This window comes from Jeotgalicoccus psychrophilus DSM 19085 (genome assembly GCF_000425845.1).
GTDB classification, from domain to species: Bacteria; Bacillota; Bacilli; order Staphylococcales; family Salinicoccaceae; genus Jeotgalicoccus; species Jeotgalicoccus psychrophilus.
In genome coordinates this window covers 345,800-368,931 of sequence record NZ_AUEF01000001.1, presented here as the reverse complement: position 1 = coordinate 368,931, position 23,132 = coordinate 345,800, and the positions used below count along the sequence as shown (strand labels likewise).

Genomic DNA, 23,132 nt, shown 5'->3' with positions numbered 1-23,132 from the left:
TTTTTACTGTTGAAGGAAATTTATATATTTTTGCATTGCAGGAGAAGACTGACTGATAACCTGTCCGTGCTCATTAATGAAGTCAGTTAACTCTTCTTGGGACATTTCTTCAAGAAGTGCCAGTGAAGTTTCCATTAAATCCTGATGCTTAATAAATGGTACTGTAATTTCTTCTGGCTGATATACATCAATTCCCATGTAGCCTTCCGTGTACTTATACGGATTGCCGATAAGACCTTTGATATTCATCCGGTTAATTAAAAGAAGCAGCATCCATTCATCTTTCTTACCTGGAATTTCTGCGTACTCAGGCATAGTATCTTTGTTAGAAAGTTTGGACTCCTTGTAAATATATGTCTGTGAAAATCTTGGTTTAACACTATCAGTATCAGGCGCGACTCTGATTCGGTATTTGCCGCCTTCATCAAGTTTAAACTGACAGTATCTCGAGTCCGTATTATGAGACTTTTTATACCGATGGCCGTCTTTATATAGTTCGTAGACATAATGTCTCGGTTCAATATAGTTCATGTAAACAGAGAGAATATCGTTTTCCAGTTTCTCATCGAAGAGCAGCTGGTTTTCATAGTTGTCTGAATTGAATTTTCTCAGCTGCTGAACGATACTGTCGTATGCTTCGATAGGCGCATTAAAAATATCTTTTACACTTGAACTATCAGCACTTATGACAAGTTTATTATCGATACTGTTATAGAGCAGCTCATACATCCCGTTTATAAAATCATCATGTTCATTGCCGGGTGTTACATTTAAGAGAATCACCTGATCATAAAAGTTTGTCAGTTCAATGATTTTGTCCAAATGTTTTTTTAATGCTTTGAACTGATCGATTTTACGCAGGTCTTCATATTCTATTTTCTCATCGATTAGTTCAAATGATTCTTTGTTAAAGTATGAACCATTATATTTTACAAGCGGATTCAATTCACTTAAGAGATCTATCATAAGAACTTCTGAACGTGACTCCTGGAGTTTCGTCAGGTTCGCTTTGTTCAAATCTCTGTGAGCTGTTGAAATTTCAACGATATCTGACGTGTTAATATCTTTCATTGACACCGGATAAGGTTTGGAAAGAAGAGAAAGGAAGCTCTGTCCTGACACAAAAATATTTACATCATACGGGAAGTTTCTGAATTCTGTTAAGCGGCTGGTGAAAGTACTGCCTATAATATCAATTTTCATTAATTTGCACCTCAAGTTTATTCTTAGAATGTTTTCTATTTCAATGCCTTAATAGTATAATATAGAGTGAATCAATTATAAGGAGTCGGCGTGATGTACTTTATAAAGAAAAATTTACTTAATATTATCATCTGTGTGTTAGCATTTGGCGTCATTGGTACCGTGGTGAATTTTTTCATACCACCGTCCAGTACAACGTACGAAGAATATTATACATTAGAAAACGGTCTGGAACCAAATTCAATTGCAAATTTAAATATTCAGTTAAATGAAACGGTCAATAATGTTTCTGAGAATATTAAGGTTGCAAGTGTTGAAGGACAGTCAGGCTCCGATATACTGAGTCTGATTATTAATACCGAAGCGGGAATTAACTACAATTCAATCCATGCTCAGGCAATGGATATAATTGCAGATGAAGGTATAGTCACTGCAGATAATGCTGGAATGAACATGTATGAAACACCAAACACTGCGCTTAAATCATTAATTATTTTAATGTCATTATTAATTGGAGCTGCTATTGGAATTATAATGGCACTGAACAACAGAAATATAAGTACTGAAGAAGATATTCAGCACTATCTTGGCGAAAGAACACTGGGTACTTTCTAGGAGTGATACGATGAGTGAAAGTGAAGAAAGATTAATCGATTTTGACGAAGATATAATTAATAAATTGTACGACACGGCAATTGCCATCAGAAATGAAAATCATGATAATCCAAATAACAAGACTCTATTTTCATCTGTAGACCAGAGAATGGCAACTGTGGATGCAGCGATGCATATTGCATATATACTAACAGAACTTAAAGACAAAGTACTGGTAGTGAATCTAGACAGCAGCAGCACCGGCAGCATTGAAGAATATATTCATTCAAAATCAAAACCGAATCTGTTTTCTACGCTGAGAATATCCATGTTTTTAAGTGAAGCGATTAACCAGACCAAGTATGAAAAATTGGATATTATTCATGTGGAAGAAATGCCTGAAACTGAACTGATGGATAAGTTCGGCCAGTACAACGTACTGTCGAAATTAAGCCCGCTTAAAAATTATTATGATCATATCTTTATTATTGGTCCTGAGTTTCAAGAGCTGGAAAATTATGGTGCGATTTTAGAACTTGCGGATACTGCTGTGACTTTAGTAAGTGCTAAAAAGAACGACAGGTATGAATTAAATCACTATTTACAAAAAATTAACCTTTTTAATGTAAAAAGTTTTGGTATACTAAGAAAAGCAGATTGAATTTAATTAAGAAAAGGTAGGGTGTTTCAGAGTGAAACTTACAACAATCGGATTAGGATATATCGGGCTGCCGACTTCAATCATGTTTGCAAAACATGGTGTTGACGTAGTTGGGGTCGATATTAAACAAGAAGCAGTAGATATGCTAAATGGAGGGCAAATTCACATCGAAGAGCCTGGTTTACAAGATGCACTGGAAGAAGTGCTTGAAACTGGTAAATTCAGAGCATCAACGATTGCTGAAGAAGCAGATGCGTATATTATTGCTGTGCCTACACCAAACAACAATGATGAGTACAAATCAGCAGATATTTCAATCGTAATGTCAGGTGTTGAGTCGATTGTGCCTATCCTTAAAAAAGGTGATACTGTAATTGTGGAATCGACAATTGCACCGCGTACGATGGATGATCACGTTGCACCTTATCTTGAAGAGCAAGGATTTAAAATCGGGGAAGACATTTACTTAGTACACTGTCCTGAGCGCGTGCTGCCGGGTCAGATTATGCACGAACTTGTTTATAACAACCGTATTGTCGGCGGAATGACGCCTCAGTGTGTTGAAGCAGGCAAAAAAGTGTACGGCACATTTGTACAAGGTGAAATGATCGAGACAAATGCTAAAACAGCAGAGATGTCTAAACTGATGGAAAACACATATCGCGACGTGAACATTGCTTTAGCTAACGAGCTTGCAATGATTTGTAACCGTCTGGATATTAACGTTCACGAAGTAATTGAAATGGCTAACAAGCATCCGCGTGTTAACCTGCACACACCGGGACCTGGTGTCGGCGGACACTGCCTGGCTGTAGACCCTTACTTCATCATTGCTGAAGCACCGGAAGAATCTCCGTTAATTCAGTTATCAAGATCAATCAACGTGTCTATGCCTGAATATGTAGTAAGCATTACTAAAAAAATGCTGTCTAAGCTGAATGGCAACAAAGTAACTGTTTTCGGTTTAACATATAAAGGTGATGTGGATGATATCCGTGAATCACCAGCGTTTGATATTTACGAACTGCTCCGTAAAGAAGAAGGACTGGAAGTAAATACTTACGATCCGCACGTGAAAATGGACTTTGTTGAGAAGGATATGAAGTCTGCAGTGACTGATTCTTCATTAGTATTAGTGTTAAGTGACCACAGTGAGTTCAAAATCTTAACTGATAACGATTTTGAAACAATGAAAGACAAAGTAATCTTTGATACTAAGAATGTAGTACCTAATAACTTCTCTGAAGTTCAATACTACAACTACGGTAATATTCAAAAATTCTAGTATAAATATAAATATAAAAACTGTAGACAAAGTTAATAGCTGACCTGTCTGCAGTTTTATTTTTTATAATTTAATAATACATAAATGCGGGGTAGAGAAATGGAACATAAATTAGATAAATTTTTGAGACATGTTAAAGAATTTGATGTCAGTCATTATGTGTGGGTTTATGAAAAAGGGAACAAACCTTTACTGCAGTCAGTACAGTCAATGAAAAAACTTGGAGAGCTAAAGGATTATCAAAAGCAGATAATGCGCGTTTTGGCTCACAGAAAAGCGGATAAGAAAGATTACTACTATTTGGAGTATGAAGGCAATGAACTGGGCTGGGCTGAATTAAAAACATCTATTGTTGTTTATTCAAAGCCGCGTGAACATGTAAGACTTGATCTTGATAAGTTCATGCAGGAACAGGATAAACAAATCTTCGTTGTAGCTAAAAATAACTTAAGTCTGTTGAAAGATCAAATGCTCGATTCCAGATTTATTATGATTAAAGATGGGATTGAATATGAAGCGCTGTTTAAAAAACATCGTCTGCAAGGCTGGTTCTCTTCAGATACGCTGGTGCGTTCTGAAAGAGCAAAAATTAATGTAACTGGATATACCGACGACTTTAAATTATATGAATTTAATAACCTGACATCTGAAGTGCGGGTTGATGAAGCTAAAGTATATCCGATTACTATTGTGCATATGTTCAGAGATATAAACCTGGCAAAAGTTAAAACAGGCATGGGAAATTACTGGACAGATATGAGTGAACTGGAATATGACAAAGCAAACCTTCCTGAATATGAACCTCAATACACGTTTGATGAAACAGTCGTTTACGATTTGATTCAGAATGTATCAGAAGAACGTAAAATGACAAAAGCTCTGGTTGAACGCTTGAAAAGTCAGTACAGAGATACTGATATTGAAATAGAACCTTCAAATACTGAAGAAGTAAACGATTTAATTGTCGACAAAGATATCGAATTGTTAAAAGAAGAATTGGCATTTGAGAAAGAAAAACGTAAAAATGTTGAACAGAAATATAAAAATCTTAAACAATCGTTCTTCGGTAAGCTCCAGACGAAATACTGGCAAATGAGAAAGTAGGTGTATTGTATTGACGACTAATAATAATGAATCAGTATTACCTCATGTAAGTATTTCAGATAACTACTTGCTGGGGTTATATCAGTTGGCTAAATTCCATGATGTCGATACATATGGGGATCTCTTTAATAAAGATGTATCGACATCAACTCAGTATCATGATTTGTCTCTGGAAGAGTACTACAAGTTATTCAATGAGCAAGGCAAACCAGGTTTAATCGATGAAGTCGAGAGATTGGCTGAACATGTAATAGAATCTAACGGTTCCAGATTGTTCAAAAAAATAGATTTAAATGTCGGCATTATTTGTGATGAGTTTTTATATGAAGCTTATAAAGATGTTGTGAACCTTCATTACATTAACTACGACAAAGACAATATAGATATTGATTTTGACTTTGTTATCGTAGCAACAACCTGGAAAGGCATCGACGGCAGCTGGCAGAATGTATCGAAAGACAAGTCAGAAGAACGTCATCATCTGTATGAACTGATTAAAGAACTGCAGGATAGAAATATACCGACATTGTTCTACTCAAAAGAAGACCCTGTTAACTATGATCAGTTTATTGAGATTGCCAAAAAATGTGATTATGTCTTTACATCAGCAGAAGAAATAATTCCGCGTTATATCGAAGCAGTCGGTCATGACAGGGTGTATAAACTGGAGTTTGGAATCAATCCGCATAAACACAATCCAATTGGGATTAATGCACCTGAATTTAAAGAGTACAAATATGACGTTATTTTTGCGGGCAGCTGGATGGTGAAATATCCAATCAGAAACCAGGAATCAGCAATGGCATTTGATGGGGTAGTTAAAGCACAAAAAGATTTAACAATTATAGACCGTAACTTGAAGCAGGAAAATAAGAGATATCATTTCCCGCCGAAATATATGGAATACTTATCATACCCATTGCCGCATGACTTGCTTATGAAGACTCATAAAATATACAGAAACGCGATTAACGTTAACTCAGTTAAGTATTCAAATACGATGTTTGCAAACAGAGTATATGAACTGCAGGCATTTGGTAATATTCTGCTGTCTAATTTCTCAGTTGGAGTGAACAGTAAATTCCCTCATGTATTTATATATAATTATAAGACGGACGTACCACAGTTTTTAACTAATACATCAGACAGAGCAATTCGAGAAATTTCATCTGCAGGTATACGTCAGACAATGAATTATGAAACGACATACCACAGAATTAAATATATGTATGAAATACTTGGCCACGAACTTGATGTTGATAGCGCCAAAGTACTTGTAGTTTTAAAATCAGAAGATAAAGACGCCGATCAGATGGTTAAAGCACAGTCATATAAAAATATTGACTTTATTAATATAGAAGAACTCGATGATATTGGATTATCTCCATACCGTTTCATTACTTATTTTGATAATGAAAAATATTACTATGAAGAGAACTATATTGAAGAACTGGTCAGCGGATTCAAATATGCGGATGTGGACTTTGTTACGAAAGATAGGACTAAGGAAAAATATAACTTTACAGATAATTTCTCAGATATTGGACTGACAATGTTTGATTTAAATATTCTTCCAGATGCGAGAATTGAAACAATCAAAGAAAAAGAATTATCAGGACTGAATATAGATGATACTGAAGTCGTCCTTCATACGGAGCTGCCGGTGAAGAGCAGCAGACCGCACAAACTGAGTGTTGTTATACCAATTCATAATAATGGAAAGTATCTTGAGAATAAATGTCTACGCAGTCTGAAGCGCCAGTCTGTATATAACGATATGGAAATTATTTTCGTAAACGACGGCTCAACAGATGAAGAAACAGTCAATATAGTGAAGCGTTTAATCAGACGTAATCCGGATATTGTGTATTATGAATTCGATGAAGCATCGGGCAGTGCATCAGCACCGCGTAATAAAGGTGTGGAGCTTGCTTCAACAGAGCTTGTAACGTTCCTTGATCCTGATAATGAAGCGACAGGAGACGGCTTCAGCAGACTTCTCAAGGAGATTGAAGCGGATCCCAGTCTCGATATGGTAGTCGGTAATATGGTTAAAGAAGACCAGAATGAAAAGAGTATATTCAATTATTATAAAACAGTGCAGCATTATAACTACAAGAGCAACCTGATTGATGATACCAAAGCTTTCCTGAAACGTTCGTTCCTAAAAGCCCAGAGTATTCAGGCTATGATAGTGCGTAAAAATATTATTGATGATAATAATATAAAAATGGTTGAAGGTGCAATAGGACAGGATACGATTTACTATCAGGAACTGCTGCTTCATTCTAATAAAGTGAAGGCAATCGATGAAGTGATTCATATGTATTACGGTGCTGTTGCTGATTCTGTTACAAATACAGTCGGACTCTCATTCTTTGAAAAGTACTTAAAGCTGGAAAAATACCGTATTAACTTCCTGAGAGAAAATGATTTAATTAACGAATATCTGGAAGATCGTTTTGAATATTACTTAATGAACTGGTATTTGCCGAGACTTGAAAGAGTAGAAGAAAATAATCAGAGCATTGCTGCAGAGAAACTGCATGAGATATTCAGTCTTTACAAAGAATATATCGGTGATGACTATGCACTTGTCGAAGAGAAGATTTTAGAATACAAAAAATAATGTTGCTCAGATAACATCTTCTAAGAGAAACAACGTTTTGTGGGGGGAACACCGTGTTAGTAAATAATATCGAAACATCGTATTCATATGTATTACTGCATCAATCCTTGCAGGGGGACAATATCACACAGAGTTCTAGAATAAATATCGGAGAATACACCTTATATCACAGCCAGGATATGGACGTAATAAAGTATGAGGAAAATAACACTCAGCTTATCTTATTCGGGTATATGCTGGATATCCGTAATGGCGATTTAACAGATACAGAAATTCTTAAGAGCCTGTCAGTATCAGATGATATTGACAGAGCGCTTGATTATATCAACGGCCGCTACGTGCTGATTGTTAACAAAGAAGGCAGTGCAGAAGTATATACAGATGCGAGCGCACTGCTGCCAATTAATTATGCTGAAGAGCACAAGGTGATTTCATCACATGATATTCTGATAGAAGAAGTAATGAAACAGAATAATATCGAAGTGAAACCACTCAGAGATGAACTGAAAGGCTCATTTGATTTTACAAGATATGAAAGTATATTTAAATTTAATCCCAGTTTAAAACTTAATCTAAGTACATGGAAATTTAAGAGATATTATCCGGATCAAGAGATTGTTCCTAAAAGCATTGATTTAGTTATTAAAGAACTGGAAGTATATTTTATTGAAATGATTAAGTGGCTAAAAAATTCTCAGAAAGAAATCATACTGACTTTAACAGGAGGCTATGATTCCCGGGTCTCAATGGCACTAACCAACTCTTTCAGTGAAAAGGTAGAATATATTACATACCTTCACCCGAATCTTGCGCGTCTCAGCGAGCGGGCACAGGAGGTTTACGATATTGATATGTATGTAACTAAAACTATCGGTACCAACTTAAATGTAAATCACACAATGGTGGATCTGGCAGACTATAATTTACAAGGGGAAGAAAGAAAAAATGCCCTGAAAACATTGCAGACGGCACATTCATTCTCGTTAATTGATTACTTCCGCAATGAAAGAAAGTTTAATAAGGCGCTTCATATTAAGTCGACAGTATACGGCATGGGGAAATCAGACTTTCCTTTAAAGAAAAACCATAAGCCGGACACTTTTGAAGAGATGTCGGAATTTATACACGGCGTCTCAAAAGAAGCGGTTAAACTGCCGAATTACGAAGCTTTAGTTAATGAATACTATAAACGTAACCTCCATAATGAAGGGGTAGGGAAAGGCAGGCATTACTTTGAAATTTTCCATCTGGAGAGCAGAATGGGGAACTGGCACAGTAACGTAACTCAGGAAACAGACCCTGAGCTGCTCGACTTCATCTTTGTAAATACACGGAGAATTATAGATCTCCTGCAGTCGCCGTCGATTCAGGAGCGTAAAGATAAAGTATTATATAAAACTTTAATTAATAAATATTGGCCGTCACTATTGTTTATAGGGGTAAATGAGAAAACTATTAATGTAGATTATCAAAAAATCGGATTGAACAATGAGTATATTAATGGTCTGAAGATTTATGAATTAAATCAGCTTGCTCTAACAAAAAATGAAGACGGCAGTTTTATAATTAAACCTGAATCTGAACTTGTAGGTCCGCAGAATCAGTATGTGTTTAAAGCGAAGAACAATACTCATGAACCAAAAATATTGAATCTAAAGAGTACGTTTAATAAAGAAAATGGCAGAAAATACATTAATGTTAAAATTATGAAACTTGATAATAAAACGTATAAAAGTATTGATGTTGTGGATTTGTATGAAGGTTATGTAGTGACTCTTGAACCATTCCAGGAACTGATGATTAGAATAGATTACAATCATGTTTTCGAAAAGTCATCTTGGCAACAGGCTGGGCGTATTAAAATTAGTGATATCTGATATATTTTATATAATATATCAGATATCTTCATTATAATATTTTTTCTAAATATGCCGAAAAAAAAGAAAGAAAGTTGTAATTACTCCAAGTTTACAAAGGACTGAAAATATGGAATTCAATGATATATCACGAAACTTATTTAATGAATCTGATGTTTATTGTAGTTTAATTGTCATAGAAAAAGAAGAATTTAATATATATGGAGATATCAGAAAGAACTTAATAGTAGGGAAAAAAAATGATATTAATTATAAAGTAGTAACAGTAGAAAAATTTGTATTAATAGGCAGTGAATATTACTGTAAAGTTAATTTTAATAATATTGAAGGGTACTTCAAACCATTAAATAGCGTTTTTATTATTCCTAAAAAGAAAGAACAGGTAAAGCTAAACTCTACGTTAAAATTTTACAATGAATTAAATGAATATTTGAATTTAGATAAAAGTTTATATGATGAAGTTTGTACTAAAATAGCTTACTCATCTTCAATTGTTATATTCAATGATAGTCTTTACGAAATGATAGTTTTTAAAGATGAAGTAGTAGGATTCTTTCTTAGCTCTGAATTAGATCATTTAATTAAACAAACTACAAATTTCCGTATAAGGAAGAATTCTATAATTTATAAAGATAGTTCTTTAAGCAAGCAGTTATCTTATCTTGAAAAAGACTCTATCGAATTTTGCACCGATTTTGTAATACCATCAAAAAATGTTGTACGCTTTAAATATGAGAATAAAACTGGATGGGTGGATATATTTTCAACTGATCTTCAACAAATTAATTCGAAATTTAAACTGAATAATCCATCAGAGGCTTTACTACAAAGTATAATTTTTCAATATAAAAATAAATTAAATAAATCACACCAATATTATTTGAAAATTATAAACAAAGAATCAAAGGGTGATTAGAATTAATATTAAAGAGTATGAAAATTTATTTGAGAGTATATATATGAAGGATATCATTGGCGAACTGGATAATCTTGAAAAAAAAATTAATTTAGCAAAATTTAAAACTAAAGATTACTCTTTGAATAAAGACCAATTTTACTTTTCTAAAGATGTAATTTCTTTAAAAAATGTTAATAATAACTTAGTAGGTATAGTAGAAGAAAATGATTTACAAAATCTTTATTTGTCATACAAAACATTAAATAATAATTTTGAAAATGAACCCTTACATTCTCTGATTGATTTAGAAGAGTTTAATAAATATGAATTTAATATTGTGGTTAATAATGACAATTTAAAATTGATACCTTATATAATACATTATAAAGAAAAAACTAAAAGTAAATTAACACGTATAGAAAATGATAATAAAATAATCGATTTTACAGGTGACGATAAATGTCGATTAACTTTTAAAATTATTGGACATGGTAATTTTGAAATTGAAAGTATAAGAATCACACCTAAAGGATGAGATATGAATGATTGATTCATTACTGCAGATTAAAAATAATTTAAAAGAAACTAGTATAAATAATTTTTACATTTTTATTGATAAGAACACTAAATTTATATTCAATAACTCATCATTAGATAAAATTATAGGAATGAATAATCTATTAGAGAATAAAATAGTTAAAATTTCAAATGAAACTGTTAAAAATGATAAGAAAATCGCACAACTTAAAGTCGATAATGAGAATATAGGATGGACGGAAATTTCAAATACTACATTAATAAGATTATATAGAATCCCTAAAGTAAAAGGGAAATTGAAAGAAAGTATTAATAAGAATTATAGTTTCAATGATAGGGACTATTCGAATGATATATTACAACTTTCAGATAAATTAGTGAAAATACATTATTTATTTTATTATAATGATAAAAAACACTTATTTATATCAAGAATAGATGGGAAAAACTTAATTCCAGTAAGAGACGATATGATTAATAAGCTAATTGAAAAAGATGAAGAATCTGAAATTCATCTTCATAAGGGCACTCCTTTATTTGCCACTAGTACCTTTAATACTAAAGTCTCTGAAATTAAAAAAAGCCGTGAATACAAAATAAATTCATATATTAATGCCACAAATATTATTAGAATTGAAATAGATGAAAAAAAATACTGGGTAAAAACTAAGGATTTAATTTATGATCCCCAGAGTGATAATTATGATATAAAAACTTTAGAAATAGTTGACTTTATTACGCAACTTTTTGAAAGTAATAAATCTAATGAAAATCGAATCAAAATACTAGAAAATAAAATGCGTAAAATTAGTGAGAGTATAACTTATGAAAATGAAAATGAAAAACTCTATATTAAAAAATATTTAGGTGATAGTTATGACGATTAATTATCTTACAAATTTTGATAGAAGTTCTAATGTGATTTCTAAAATTTCTGAGCTCGATACGTTATTTAATAATAAGAATATAACGCTTAATACAAATATATATGCACTAGCAAATACTTTGTTTGCACAAGAAATATGTAGTTTACAGAAAGTATCAGGTCAAAACTCTTTAGAAAATTGTGAATTAATTATACTTTCGGAACCTATGAATGACGAGCAGGACTATACAGATATTATTAAATTCAAGAATGAATATGAAATTTGTATGGAAGAATCAATAAAAAGAAATATACCTATCGTTCACATAATTTCAAATATAAAATGGTATGCATATTTTGAAGAAATTATAAAAAACAATAATATTAAATTATATGTATCTGAGTCAATTCAAGAAAAATTAATGTTGCCTAAATCTTCTTTTATAAGTATTAAGGAATTTATTGATTTGAATTCTTTAATCAACTATTCGAATGATATTAATGAAAAAATACTTCTTGATCTTACTATGGCTCACGAAAAGGATTATCATTATAAATTAAATTTAAAAGAATTACTAAAGAAAGTCAGTAAATTTTCTTCTATAGATATTTTAATTAATAATAAATCTTTTATACCTGAAATTATCGATGAGAAAATTAATATATATAAAGAGAGGGAATACAACTGGAATAATTTTAAAAATATTACATATATCTATTATCACTCAAACAATCCTTACAGTATGCAAGATGTTAAAAATGTATTATTTTATGCCCTGAACTCTAAAGTTCTATATACAAATTATAATTATTATATAAATAATCTTTTACCATCAGTTATTATGAATGTAAGCAAAAGTGGGTATAATATAGAATTATTACCTGAAAAAGAAGCATGGGATATTATAAATGAGAATAGAAATACCGTGTTATTTAATAATACATCTATAAATATATTAAATGATCTAAGTAATATATTTTTAAGCAAGCAATACATCGAGCCTTACTCACTTTCGAATACTTTGCCAGGGTTTAATGAAGATATGTATATGAAGGTCGATAGTACATTAAACAAGATTGACATCAATATTGAAACGTTTAAATATGATTTAGAAAAAACTATGATATTACCAATAATATTTTTAGGTAATAGTTCCGTAGAGTATGGGAATAACTCTGTATTTTATAATGATAATTTAAAAAATATAAAAATTCCCTTTTATATTGAAAATAAAAATTTAGAATCAAATAATAAACAAATACTAAGTCTGATTGTTCCTATACATAATAATGGCCGATATTTAAAATATAAGTGTTTTAATAGTATATTAAAGTTGACTTGTTTAGAAGAGATAGAAATAATATTCATTGATGACGGTAGTACGGATAATGATACAATTCGTATTATAAAAGATTTACGTAATGACTACCCTGGTATAGTATATAAAAGATTTGAAAATGGATCAGGTAGTGCTTCTAGACCTAGGAATGTTGGTATGGAAATGGCTAGAGGTAAGTATATTAGCTTTCTGGATCCAGATAATGAGGCGATTGAAGACGGATACACAGTTCTTTTAAATGAACTTAAAGCAGATGAAGAGCTTGATATAGTGGTAGGTAATATTGTTAGAGAAGATAATGTGAAAAGAAATGATATTAGTTATTACAATAAGATTATGAAAGTCAGAGAAAACCCTTATATTAAGAATATGAAAAAATTATTATTAGACACAAATCTATCAGTGCAAAGTATTCAGGCATTGATTGTAAAAAAAGATATTATAACTACTAATAAAATATCAATGATTGAAGGGGCAGCAGGGCAGGACACTCTATTTTTTCAAGAATTGCTCCTAAAATGCAATATGTTAAAAGTAATTGATAAAAATGTTCATTCTTATTATGCGTATGTTGAAGGATCTGTTACTAATACTGTTACTCATAAATTCTTCGAAAAATTTTACATGGTTGAAATGGAACGCAAAAGATTCTTAGAGAAAGAGAATTTAATCGATTTTTATATGGAGAATAGATTTAATAGTTATATTAAGAATTGGTATTTTAATAAATTAAATCAAATCAACTCGAATGAAGAAAAAAAATTAGCTGAAGAAATTATTTTGAAAATATTTAGCATATACATTGAATATAATAGTTATTTTAATGATGAAACTAATTATATAAAGAATAAAATGTCAAAATGATAATAAAATTTTTATAAATTAACTGTATAATAGACTCCCTCTAGAATATATGCTTACAAAAATAAGCTACATTTAGAGGGAGTTTTTATAATATAAAAAATTATATATTAAACTGATAAGATTAGAATTGTGGAACTAATTTAAATATAAGTAAAGAGAAACTTTAATTTATAATATTATATATATTGTTTTTTAAAAAGGGAGGGAAATGTGTAGCTAATTCTGAGTGATTACTATAAGGTTTAATATTTAATTCGACATCTTTAATATCACATTTATTCGTTAACTCCATGAAAGGGATAACATGATTCTGATAGAATGTGTCCCAAAGGCCAACATGTATTTTTACAGAAGGATGAGGAGATTCAGAATTTATGATGGCATTTTTCATTAAGTTATCTGCCCAAGCTATGTTTTCACTTGTTATTTCACCTATAAGACTTTTGAAAATACTTGTAGGGATTGAGTTCCTTTCTTTGAATCGACTCAGCTGTTGTCCTAACAAGACTGTAGGGCCGCCAACAATTATATGTCCAGCACCAAAAAGGAAACCATGGTATAACGCTCCGAAGCCACCTTTACTAGATCCAACGAAAATAGTATTAGTTTTATCTATTGATAAATCATCAGTTATTTCTTCTATTAATTTTTGAGTTGCCTGAGAAATGGAAGTATTCTTATTACTACCTATATAATATGAGCTTCTTGTTGCTTTATCTTTACCATAATCATCTTTAATAAATAATTTATTAACTGAAAATTCTGATAATGTTCTTACGTAGTTATAAGAAGGGTTTTTATTTATTGCTTGAAAAACAACTAATAATTTGTCACTTCTCTGCTCTTCAAACAGTAGATATTTCATTCCGTCTTCATTTACTTTTTCAGGATAAAGAACTTTGTAATTAGTTTTATCAATCCATCTTTCTTCTCCAGTTCTCTTATCGAGACCACGGACTTGATATTTATATTTGAAATTCCAATAAGGCTTGTATTTAGATATATCAAGATTGTATTTTTCTCTTTTATCTATCACTTTTTTTAATACGTATATATTATTTATTTTATCTCTAATTATCAATCTAGATTTTTCATCAATAATGTATTCATCAAATGGGTTAAATAAAACTTTCATCAATATATTTCATCCTTTATTCGTATATTATATAACTATATATAAAAATTAAAACTATGTCATCTTTTAATTATAAATAATAAAATTGAAAATCATAATTATTCGTTCTATTTATAGAAGCGTTAATTATGTAATCAAGTTGTGGTAAAATATAAGTAATAAAAAAATGTGAGGTATTGTACTTATGAAAGGATTCCTGTATATATTTCAAAAAAAAAATATTAATCATGATTCTAAAAATATAATAAAATATATTAATAATCTTAAACAAACAGAACATCATTTCAATTATAATGAGAATGCAAAACTAAAATGTTATTTATATACTAATGAAAGTGAGTTGTCAAAAGAGAGTACCAAAAGTTCGAAGAATATCTCTCTCATTGGGCAATTTGTAGATGATATCGATAAAATAACTAATAAATTATTTAACCTTGAAGAAGAAAAGTTAAGAAAATATGTAAGCGAATTAAAAGGTGCATTTGCACTAGCACTTGCAGATTTTTCAAAGAATGAGATGAAGTTTTTCACTCATATCTTTAGAATTGATAATATTTTTTATAGAGAGACTCCAGATCAAATCGTAATAGGTACTGATCCTCTCATTGTCAGTGCCCTTTCAAATGCTGAAAGGTACGAGCCCGAAATAGAAATTAAAAATAGTGTTTCATTTCTAATGAATGGTTACTTTGCAGATGAAAACACATTATTTAAAGGAATAAAAGTTGTTCCACCGAATAGTGAAATGACCATAAATAACAATGGTGTAGCACTACATAACGTAGATAATTCTATAGAAGAGATTTCTACTATTAAACCAAGTAGTGAATTTAATAATTTATTAAAACAAAACTATATAGATGCTTTTAAAGCAGTCCCCAAAAATAATAAAATAAATATTGGAATTACTGGAGGTAAAGACAGCCGCCTTGCTTTACTTGGTCTTTTAGAAGCAGGTTACAAAGTCAATACAAATACAAGAGGTTTTCTTGATAATCCTGATGTGAAAGTTGCAGAAATGATAGCAAGTAAACTGAGATTAAAACACAAAATTACAGAACCAAAAATCATGGATGCTAAAGGATTAACAGTGAATTTAGAAAAGAAAGCCTTAGGTGCTATGGTAGCTACTTCCGGACAAGTATATGGTTATGAAAATATAAGCTATCAGCCATCCTTTAAAGGGAATATAGGTGTGACCGGAGTTGCTGCATTATCCATGAAGGGTGGTTACAGTAATTTAAATAATCTCAAACCGGATAATCCCAAAGCAGAAATGGTTAAAAGGTTCTTACCTCTCGATAACTTATTAGTAGAAGGTGTATCTAAAGAATATAAGCATTTTTTAGAAAGCTTAGTGACGAGCGACTTCCAAAATGCACAGTATAAACATGCTTTGTTTTACCGAAATGGGAGATGGACCAGCGGCACTAGATTAGCAAAGGCTTATTCAAGTGATATTTATTCACCATATTATGATAATCACTTCTCAAAAAGTATTATGAAGGTGAAAAAAGATTATTTAGATAATGGATTCACTCAATATACATTAACTAATAAACTTAACGAGGAGATTTCTAAATTACCAATTGTTGGCAGCAGATGGGGATTCGAGAAAGAACAGCCGATGAGACCTGAAAATTATTCCAGCTGGTTAAGCAGAGCTCCATTATACCCGATGACCAAAATGGCTAATTACAATTGGAGAAACTTAACACTTAAAGAAAATGATATTGTTCGTAATAAATTTAAAGAGATATTGCTGTCAGATCCTAACCACGTAATTTATCAAGTTATCAATTATGAAGAGCTTAAAAACACATTTGAAAAAGGGCTTTCGAATAAGTATCTAAAATTTATGTGGGCTGCTTTATCACTATTTTCATATATTAATTACATAGAAGGTCAAAAAATATCAGCGGAAAATATAAATATTAAAATACCTCAAACAGTGATTAATGAAGTAAACATTGTACCAACAACTTCAGATTTAATGCCAGAAATTAATACTATTAATAATGGTTTAACATTATCAAACTATAATAATAAATACACCGTGTCAGTTAATAATGAAGTAAATAAAAACAGATACTTAACTACATTTAGTAAAAATATAAGTAAAGGTACTGAAAATGAAAAAGCAAATATTAAAGATAGAAAGAAAATCTCTTTTAATATGTTTATTGAAAGTAGAAAAACTATCAATTTCAGATATTGTGTAATTTTCTTTAAAGATAATAATAAAATCGAAACTAAATGGTTTAAGTCTGCTATAAACGATGTTAAGTCTAATCTTAAAGGCACTGTATCAGTACCATTGGACGCTAATAATTACAAAGTAGCAATTAAAGTACCCAATGAAATAGATGAAGCTTTTGAAATTAAATACTTTTTTGCAAAAACTGAATAATATAACCAGTTGTTAAAAATTATAGTATATTATGAGGGTTAATTAATGAAAATAAATGAAGCGAAACTAAAAGTATTAACAAGGCAAGTGGATAGTTATAGGAAAGGTTCTTTAATAATTAAAAGCAGTTTTAAGCCTATTGATGTTATTAATGGAATTGATTGGAACTATAAACATCCAGATAATCAGAATACTTATCAAACATATTTACATTCATTAAATTTTATAACTGTATTCACAGAATTAGCAGTTCACAATGAAGATGAAAATTTAATGAAGGAAATAAGAAATATAATATTGGATTGGAATAAAAAAAATAGATCAAATGATGAGAAGAATTACGCTTGGGCAGAGCACCCAGTGGCAAGCAGAATAATTAATATAATATATTTCCAGGAACATACTCGCTCTTATAAATTGAATAAGAAAATATTTAATCAAATAATAATCGACCATTGCGAATTTTTAAATAATGAAAAAAATTACAAAATGAATAATCATGGGTTAATGATGGATAATGCCTTATTGAGAGCATCGGATTATATTGGAGATGCACAACTAAGAAAAGTATATGAAGAAAAAGCTTTATATCGAATACGATTATCCTTGTATAGGGATTTCTCAAGAAAAGGATTACATCTTGAAAACTCACCAGAATATCATCGAATGGTAATTATTATTTACAGAAAAATAATGAATACTTTAAAAGAAAAAGGTATAAAGTTAGATGCTCAGTTTAAAAATTTATATACATTAGCTGAGGATTTTAAATCTTATATGATAAAACCAAACCTGGAATACCCAATGCTTGGGGACACAGGACAAATTATGGAAAAAAACATAGTAAAAAGATTTTCTAATTTAGTTGATTATGATGCAGGTTTAGCTGTATTACAAAGAAAATCGAAAGTGGAATTAAAAAACAGCACTTATTTAACCTTTAGATGTGGTTATCAAAGTAAAACACACAAACACTTAGATGATCTCTCATTAACTTATTATTTAAACGGACATGATTTATTTATAGATCCAGGTAAATATTCATATGATGCCAATGAACCTATTAGAAAATACTTACTTTCGCCGAAAGCTCATACTACTGTTTCTATTAAAAATAAAACATACAAATTAAGTAATCCATTTGCAGACTCGAATGATTTAAAAATTACCAAGTATTATTCAACTAAGGATTATAGGATAATCACAGGAGTAAACAAATTATATGAGAATCTAAATATAAATAGAACGGTGATTATTACTAATGATCCAGCGCTTATAATCATTGATCGAGTGATTTCGAAAGATATGGAAACAATTCACCAAAATTTCAATTTAAATCCTGAGGCAGAGATTGAAAAGATCTCTGAGGAAAGATATAAAGTTAAACTGAATGAGAGAATTTATAATATAGAATCTTTAAAACTTCATAACAAAGAATTATCGAGTAATGTAGAGAAAGGTTTTGTTTCTTATAAATTTGCTAAATATCAAGAGAATAAACGAATCGTATTTGAACAGTCAGGTAAATCCACGACTTTTCTAACTTACGTTACAGAAGAAAATATAAAAGTAGAAAATATGAAATTTGAAAACAAATTATTAAATTTCACATGCAATGGACAAAGATACAGTATAGATTTATAAAATAAATAATTAGGTGATTAGATGTTTTCGTTAACTGAAAAGCAGTTAAATAAATTAAATCAACATAATGGGTTCAATAAAAAGATAACTCATAGTAAAAAATCAGAGAAAGCTCTAGAAAATGAGTATGTATTTTTTGGTAAGTTTGATGCAGTAAAATTTGATAATAAAATTAATTGGAATTATAAGCACGACCATGCAAGAGCTACTTACCAAGTCTATTTACATTGCTTACATATGGTTAGATATTTGACCAATAGTTATTTAGCAAAAAATGAAGAGAAATATTTAGTTAAGGCTAAAGAAGTTATTGAAGAATGGTTAAACAGCAAAGAAAATAAATCCTTTGAAACTAAAAACTCAGCCTGGAAAGATCACAGCGCTGCGAGTAGAATGAAAAACATCGTTTATTTTCAAACAAACGTACCTGAACAGTTTAAATTAGAAAAAAGTGTTTTTGAAGATATAACCAAAAAACACTGTAAATTTTTAGCGATGAAAGAACATTATTCTGAAAATAACCACGGCATGATGAGTGATGAAGCACTATTATTTTTAAGTAATTTTATTACTGATAAAGATACAGCAGAGTTATTTCAGGAAAAAGCAATTCTACGTATGGAAAGAATAATATATAAATTATTTTCGAGTAGAAGTTATAACTTAGAAAACTCACCAGAGTATCATAGATTAACACAAAATCTATCTAGTAGATTTATAAGATTAGTCGATATGATGGACCTGAAATTCGATTCTACATGCAGAAAGATTATTGAAAAAAGTTTTTTAAATAACCGTAAAATAGTTAAGCCTGATTTAACATATCCTTTAATAGGTGACACAGGTTTGAATGTAGCTAGTTTTGAAAAGAACTATGAAAACTTTGTAGATTATCAAGCAGGATTAGCAATTATTAATACTAAAAATCCGAAAGATTTAAGTAAATCAAATTGGTTTTCTTTTAAATCAGGCTACTTACTCACGTCTCATAAACATCATGATGATTTATCAATTAATTACTTCTATGAAGGTGAAGATATATTAATAGATTCCGGGAAGTATACTTATGATAGAAGGAATCCTAAAAGAACATTTATAAGCTCACCTCAGGGGCATTCTACTATTTATAAAATGAATAGTAAATATAACTTGGGCGATGTAGTTTATGACATAGAAAAAATGAGGATTAATTTTGTTTATGAAAATGATACGTATGTGCACCTTGCTGGTATAAATCATTTATTTGTTAATATTGAAATCTTTAGAGATATTATATATTTTGAGCAATACGGATTTATAGTTATAGATAGATATAAATCAAGTGAAAGACAATTTATGGGTCAAAACTTCAATTTGCATCCTGATGTCGAAATAAACCAGGAAGGTAATAATGAGTTTTTAATAAAAACTAATGAAGGTAAATTCTTAAGATTACAAGAACATACTGAACGCACGTTAAGTAAGTATTACTCAAAAGAAGATGAAAATAGAGGTTTTTACTCCGAAAAGTTTAATGTCTTACTGAGTACTCACCAAATTGAATTTAGAAAAAATAGTGTAGAAACATCGTTTATAACGTCGTTATTTGATGACAGTAAAGTAGAGTTAAAAGATGTAAAAGTTGATAAAAATACTTTAGAATTCATTATAAATAATAATCTAACGATAATAAATCTGCAAAGAATATAAAGTTATCCTTTAGGGATTATTACTTAAACTATACAATACAATTAGTGTTGATGAGTTTTAATTCGGAGCGTTTAACTTATACTAGTAAGTTAGACATTCTTTTATTTCATTAAGTGAAAATTTAACATATTATTTTCAAGCATTATATACTATAAATTTAGAGTAGGGGTGATTAATATTAATAAATTTCGTTTATATCCGAACGGTTTTGTATTTTCTGATCGATTAATAAAAAATGTACCTTCATATTATATTAGTAAAAATATACTAGATCGATTTAATTTTTCCTACGATCAAAATGCAGAAGTATCATATTTTGAAGAAAATAATCATTTTATTATTATTCATGGTCATTATACGTATATTAATCATTATCAAGATAAAGAAAATAATCTGTTAGAGACATTACTAAAACAGTTTCAAAATAACTATGATTCTTTTTTAGATACACTTGATTATATTGGAGGACGATATGTTGTTGTAATCGGTAATGAATTAAAAGTTGAAGTTTATCCTGATGCAACCAGTTCTCGAACGACATACTACTCTGAGGAGAGTATATTAGCTTCGTCACATGCTAACTTATTAAACGATATTGAAGAGCATGAATTGTATAAATTTGGAGAACAAGCCTCTTTGTTAACTTATCATTGGAATACGACTCCTTATGAAGGTATTAAAAGTATTAGTCCAAATTTTAAAATCGATTTAATTTCTAAGAAAAGAGAAAGGTTTTTCCCTAGAGCAATAAATAAATATAATAGTTTTTCACATAAATCAAAATTAGAATTAATGGAAAAATTGTGGAAGAAACAAGTCGAATACTATTGTGAAAAGTATGAAAATATAATCTTTTCTATCACCGGTGGCGCTGACAGTAGAGTGAGTTTAGCTATGGCGAGAGAACATTTAGATAAAATGAAGTTTTTCACCTATTCAACTACAGAAGGAGAGTCTCATAGTAGTAAATATACTTCTGTATTAAGTAATGATCAATATATTGTTAAGCAAATTTTGAAAGACGTGAGATTGAACCATGAATTCTTTTATTTTGATAAAAATAAATTTTTGTTAACATCAGAACAAAAAGAAATACTTAATAAAAATGCATTTAAACCACATGGTAGATTCCTAATAAATTTCTATTTAGAGTCATTCCCACAGTTTAAAGTAATGCATATGAGAGGGACCCCACTGGAAATAGGACAAGCATATTTTTTAGCAAGAGATAGAGAGAATACAATAGATGAAATTAAATCAACTTTCAAACATAATATGAAAAAATATGAAAAAGAAATTACTGAGAAAGACATCGATTCAATTTTTGAAAATGGAATAAAAAACTTTGGATATGATAAAAATCTATTTGACTATCACGTATTAGATTTATATTATTGGGAAAATAGAATGGGGAGATGGCATTCTGAAATATTAAATGAAAATGATGTTTGTTTTGAAACAGTAATGCCATTTAATATGAGAGCAATGATTGATATATCTTTGTCATACTCTCGACGCCAACGCAGGTCGGGTTATATGTTTGAAGAATTAATTAATAGAAACTTTCCTATCTTAAATTTTTACGGAAAAAATGAGAAGGAAAATTTATATGAAAAGCATAAAGATAGAGCGAATTATGTTTTTTTTAGTAGATTCTCTATTTATAAAAAAGATAAATTTGTTAAAGAAATTCAAACGAGTGAGAACAAACTATTTATTCCATTGAAATATTTGAAAAAAAATTATAGTGTACAAACTAGTATAGTATTCACAAATCAAAGAGGAATATTAGATATCTATTATCTTAATAAATATTTTAATAGCAAAGCTAAAGGTTATATTAATTTTGAAATATATATAAATAATAATTTAATTATTAGTGATGATATAACTCAATGGAATTTAGAATCGAATATAAAGTTATTCAATTTAAATAAGGATGATATAGTAACATTTGCACTTAAGCCATTAAAAGACATTACAAAAAAATCTTGGGAGAGTGCTTCAACTTTATTCATTACTAATGTAGAAGAAATCTCAACAAATAAAATATCTCCAATAACAGCAGTATCAACTAATCCATTTACAATTATTTATGAAATGAAAAAAATTATAGAAAAATTTAATCAAAGGAATATATATAATAATTAAATTTTTCTTAAACGAATGTTACATATAATTGTATTTGAGGACAAAAAAAAGTTGAATATTAAAATCCTATATAATATCCCCCCATTTTATTATTTCTTTATTGAAATAGATAATTTATACCTAGTACTTAAATTATTAGGAAGTCATTATTTTATATGATAGATGATCAAATCACTTCTAATCTTTATCGTAGTCCTTATTACGAAAGAATTTACTAGACTTTCTTTCTATTTTCGAGGAAAGAGG

The 23,132-nt window shown here is 29.8% G+C and carries 16 protein-coding genes; 14 read left to right on the top strand and 2 right to left on the bottom strand.

From position 1 onward, the window contains the following. Window positions 1-3: 3 nt before the first annotated feature. Window positions 4-1,203 (bottom strand): hypothetical protein, encoded by a 1,200-nt coding sequence (locus H625_RS0101775; protein WP_026858354.1) that lies wholly within the window; start codon window positions 1,201-1,203, stop codon window positions 4-6. Between the two features lie 93 nt (window positions 1,204-1,296). On the opposite strand from H625_RS0101775, the gene H625_RS0101770 reads away from it, so the two are divergent. The 10 genes from H625_RS0101770 to H625_RS13175 all read left to right on the top strand — a co-directional run bounded on the left by H625_RS0101770 (window position 1,297) and on the right by H625_RS13175 (window position 13,857). Further along, the gene (locus tag H625_RS0101770; RefSeq protein WP_026858353.1) at window positions 1,297-1,818 is read left to right on the top strand and encodes a YveK family protein; all 522 of its coding nucleotides are present in this window, start codon (window positions 1,297-1,299) and stop codon (window positions 1,816-1,818) included. A gap of 10 nt (window positions 1,819-1,828) precedes the next feature. Beyond that, window positions 1,829-2,458, top strand: coding sequence for a ParA family protein (locus H625_RS0101765; RefSeq protein WP_035784928.1), 630 nt, complete (start codon window positions 1,829-1,831; stop codon window positions 2,456-2,458). A 31-nt stretch (window positions 2,459-2,489) separates the two neighbouring features. Then, window positions 2,490-3,743, top strand: a complete 1,254-nt coding sequence (locus H625_RS0101760) for a nucleotide sugar dehydrogenase (protein WP_026858351.1) — start codon at window positions 2,490-2,492, stop codon at window positions 3,741-3,743. 99 nt (window positions 3,744-3,842) lie between these two features. After that, on the top strand, window positions 3,843-4,847 hold the full coding sequence (locus H625_RS0101755) for an SH3-like domain-containing protein (protein WP_026858350.1): 1,005 nt from the start codon (window positions 3,843-3,845) through the stop codon (window positions 4,845-4,847). A gap of 85 nt (window positions 4,848-4,932) precedes the next feature. Next, the gene (locus tag H625_RS12400) at window positions 4,933-7,476 is read left to right on the top strand and encodes a glycosyltransferase (protein ID WP_156897169.1); all 2,544 of its coding nucleotides are present in this window, start codon (window positions 4,933-4,935) and stop codon (window positions 7,474-7,476) included. A 53-nt stretch (window positions 7,477-7,529) separates the two neighbouring features. Continuing rightward, on the top strand, window positions 7,530-9,353 hold the full coding sequence (locus H625_RS0101745; protein WP_026858349.1) for a hypothetical protein: 1,824 nt from the start codon (window positions 7,530-7,532) through the stop codon (window positions 9,351-9,353). Between the two features lie 109 nt (window positions 9,354-9,462). Beyond that, window positions 9,463-10,269, top strand: coding sequence for a hypothetical protein (locus tag H625_RS0101740; RefSeq protein ID WP_026858348.1), 807 nt, complete (start codon window positions 9,463-9,465; stop codon window positions 10,267-10,269). Between the two features lie 43 nt (window positions 10,270-10,312). Continuing rightward, a complete protein-coding gene (locus H625_RS0101735; protein WP_156897168.1) occupies window positions 10,313-10,786 on the top strand; it encodes a hypothetical protein in 474 nt (157 codons plus the stop codon). A 7-nt stretch (window positions 10,787-10,793) separates the two neighbouring features. Continuing rightward, window positions 10,794-11,675, top strand: a complete 882-nt coding sequence (locus H625_RS0101730; protein ID WP_026858346.1) for a hypothetical protein — start codon at window positions 10,794-10,796, stop codon at window positions 11,673-11,675. After that, window positions 11,665-13,857 (top strand): glycosyltransferase family 2 protein, encoded by a 2,193-nt coding sequence (locus H625_RS13175; protein WP_026858345.1) that lies wholly within the window; start codon window positions 11,665-11,667, stop codon window positions 13,855-13,857. The genes H625_RS0101730 and H625_RS13175 overlap by 11 nt, the downstream gene beginning before the upstream one ends. A gap of 163 nt (window positions 13,858-14,020) precedes the next feature. Here the strand turns inward: H625_RS13175 and H625_RS0101720 are convergent, their stop codons facing one another. Further along, entirely contained in the window at window positions 14,021-14,992 is a 972-nt protein-coding gene (locus tag H625_RS0101720) for an accessory Sec system protein Asp2 (protein WP_026858344.1), read from the bottom strand. A gap of 184 nt (window positions 14,993-15,176) precedes the next feature. On the opposite strand from H625_RS0101720, the gene H625_RS0101715 reads away from it, so the two are divergent. The 4 genes from H625_RS0101715 to H625_RS0101700 all read left to right on the top strand — a co-directional run bounded on the left by H625_RS0101715 (window position 15,177) and on the right by H625_RS0101700 (window position 22,886). Beyond that, window positions 15,177-17,402, top strand: a complete 2,226-nt coding sequence (locus H625_RS0101715) for a hypothetical protein (RefSeq protein WP_026858343.1) — start codon at window positions 15,177-15,179, stop codon at window positions 17,400-17,402. 45 nt (window positions 17,403-17,447) lie between these two features. Then, window positions 17,448-19,046 (top strand): heparinase II/III domain-containing protein, encoded by a 1,599-nt coding sequence (locus tag H625_RS0101710; protein WP_026858342.1) that lies wholly within the window; start codon window positions 17,448-17,450, stop codon window positions 19,044-19,046. A 21-nt stretch (window positions 19,047-19,067) separates the two neighbouring features. Next, the gene (locus H625_RS0101705; RefSeq protein ID WP_026858341.1) at window positions 19,068-20,735 is read left to right on the top strand and encodes a heparinase II/III family protein; all 1,668 of its coding nucleotides are present in this window, start codon (window positions 19,068-19,070) and stop codon (window positions 20,733-20,735) included. Between the two features lie 168 nt (window positions 20,736-20,903). Next, complete coding sequence (locus H625_RS0101700) at window positions 20,904-22,886, top strand: hypothetical protein (protein ID WP_026858340.1); 1,983 nt, start codon at window positions 20,904-20,906, stop codon at window positions 22,884-22,886. Window positions 22,887-23,132 lie beyond the last annotated feature (246 nt).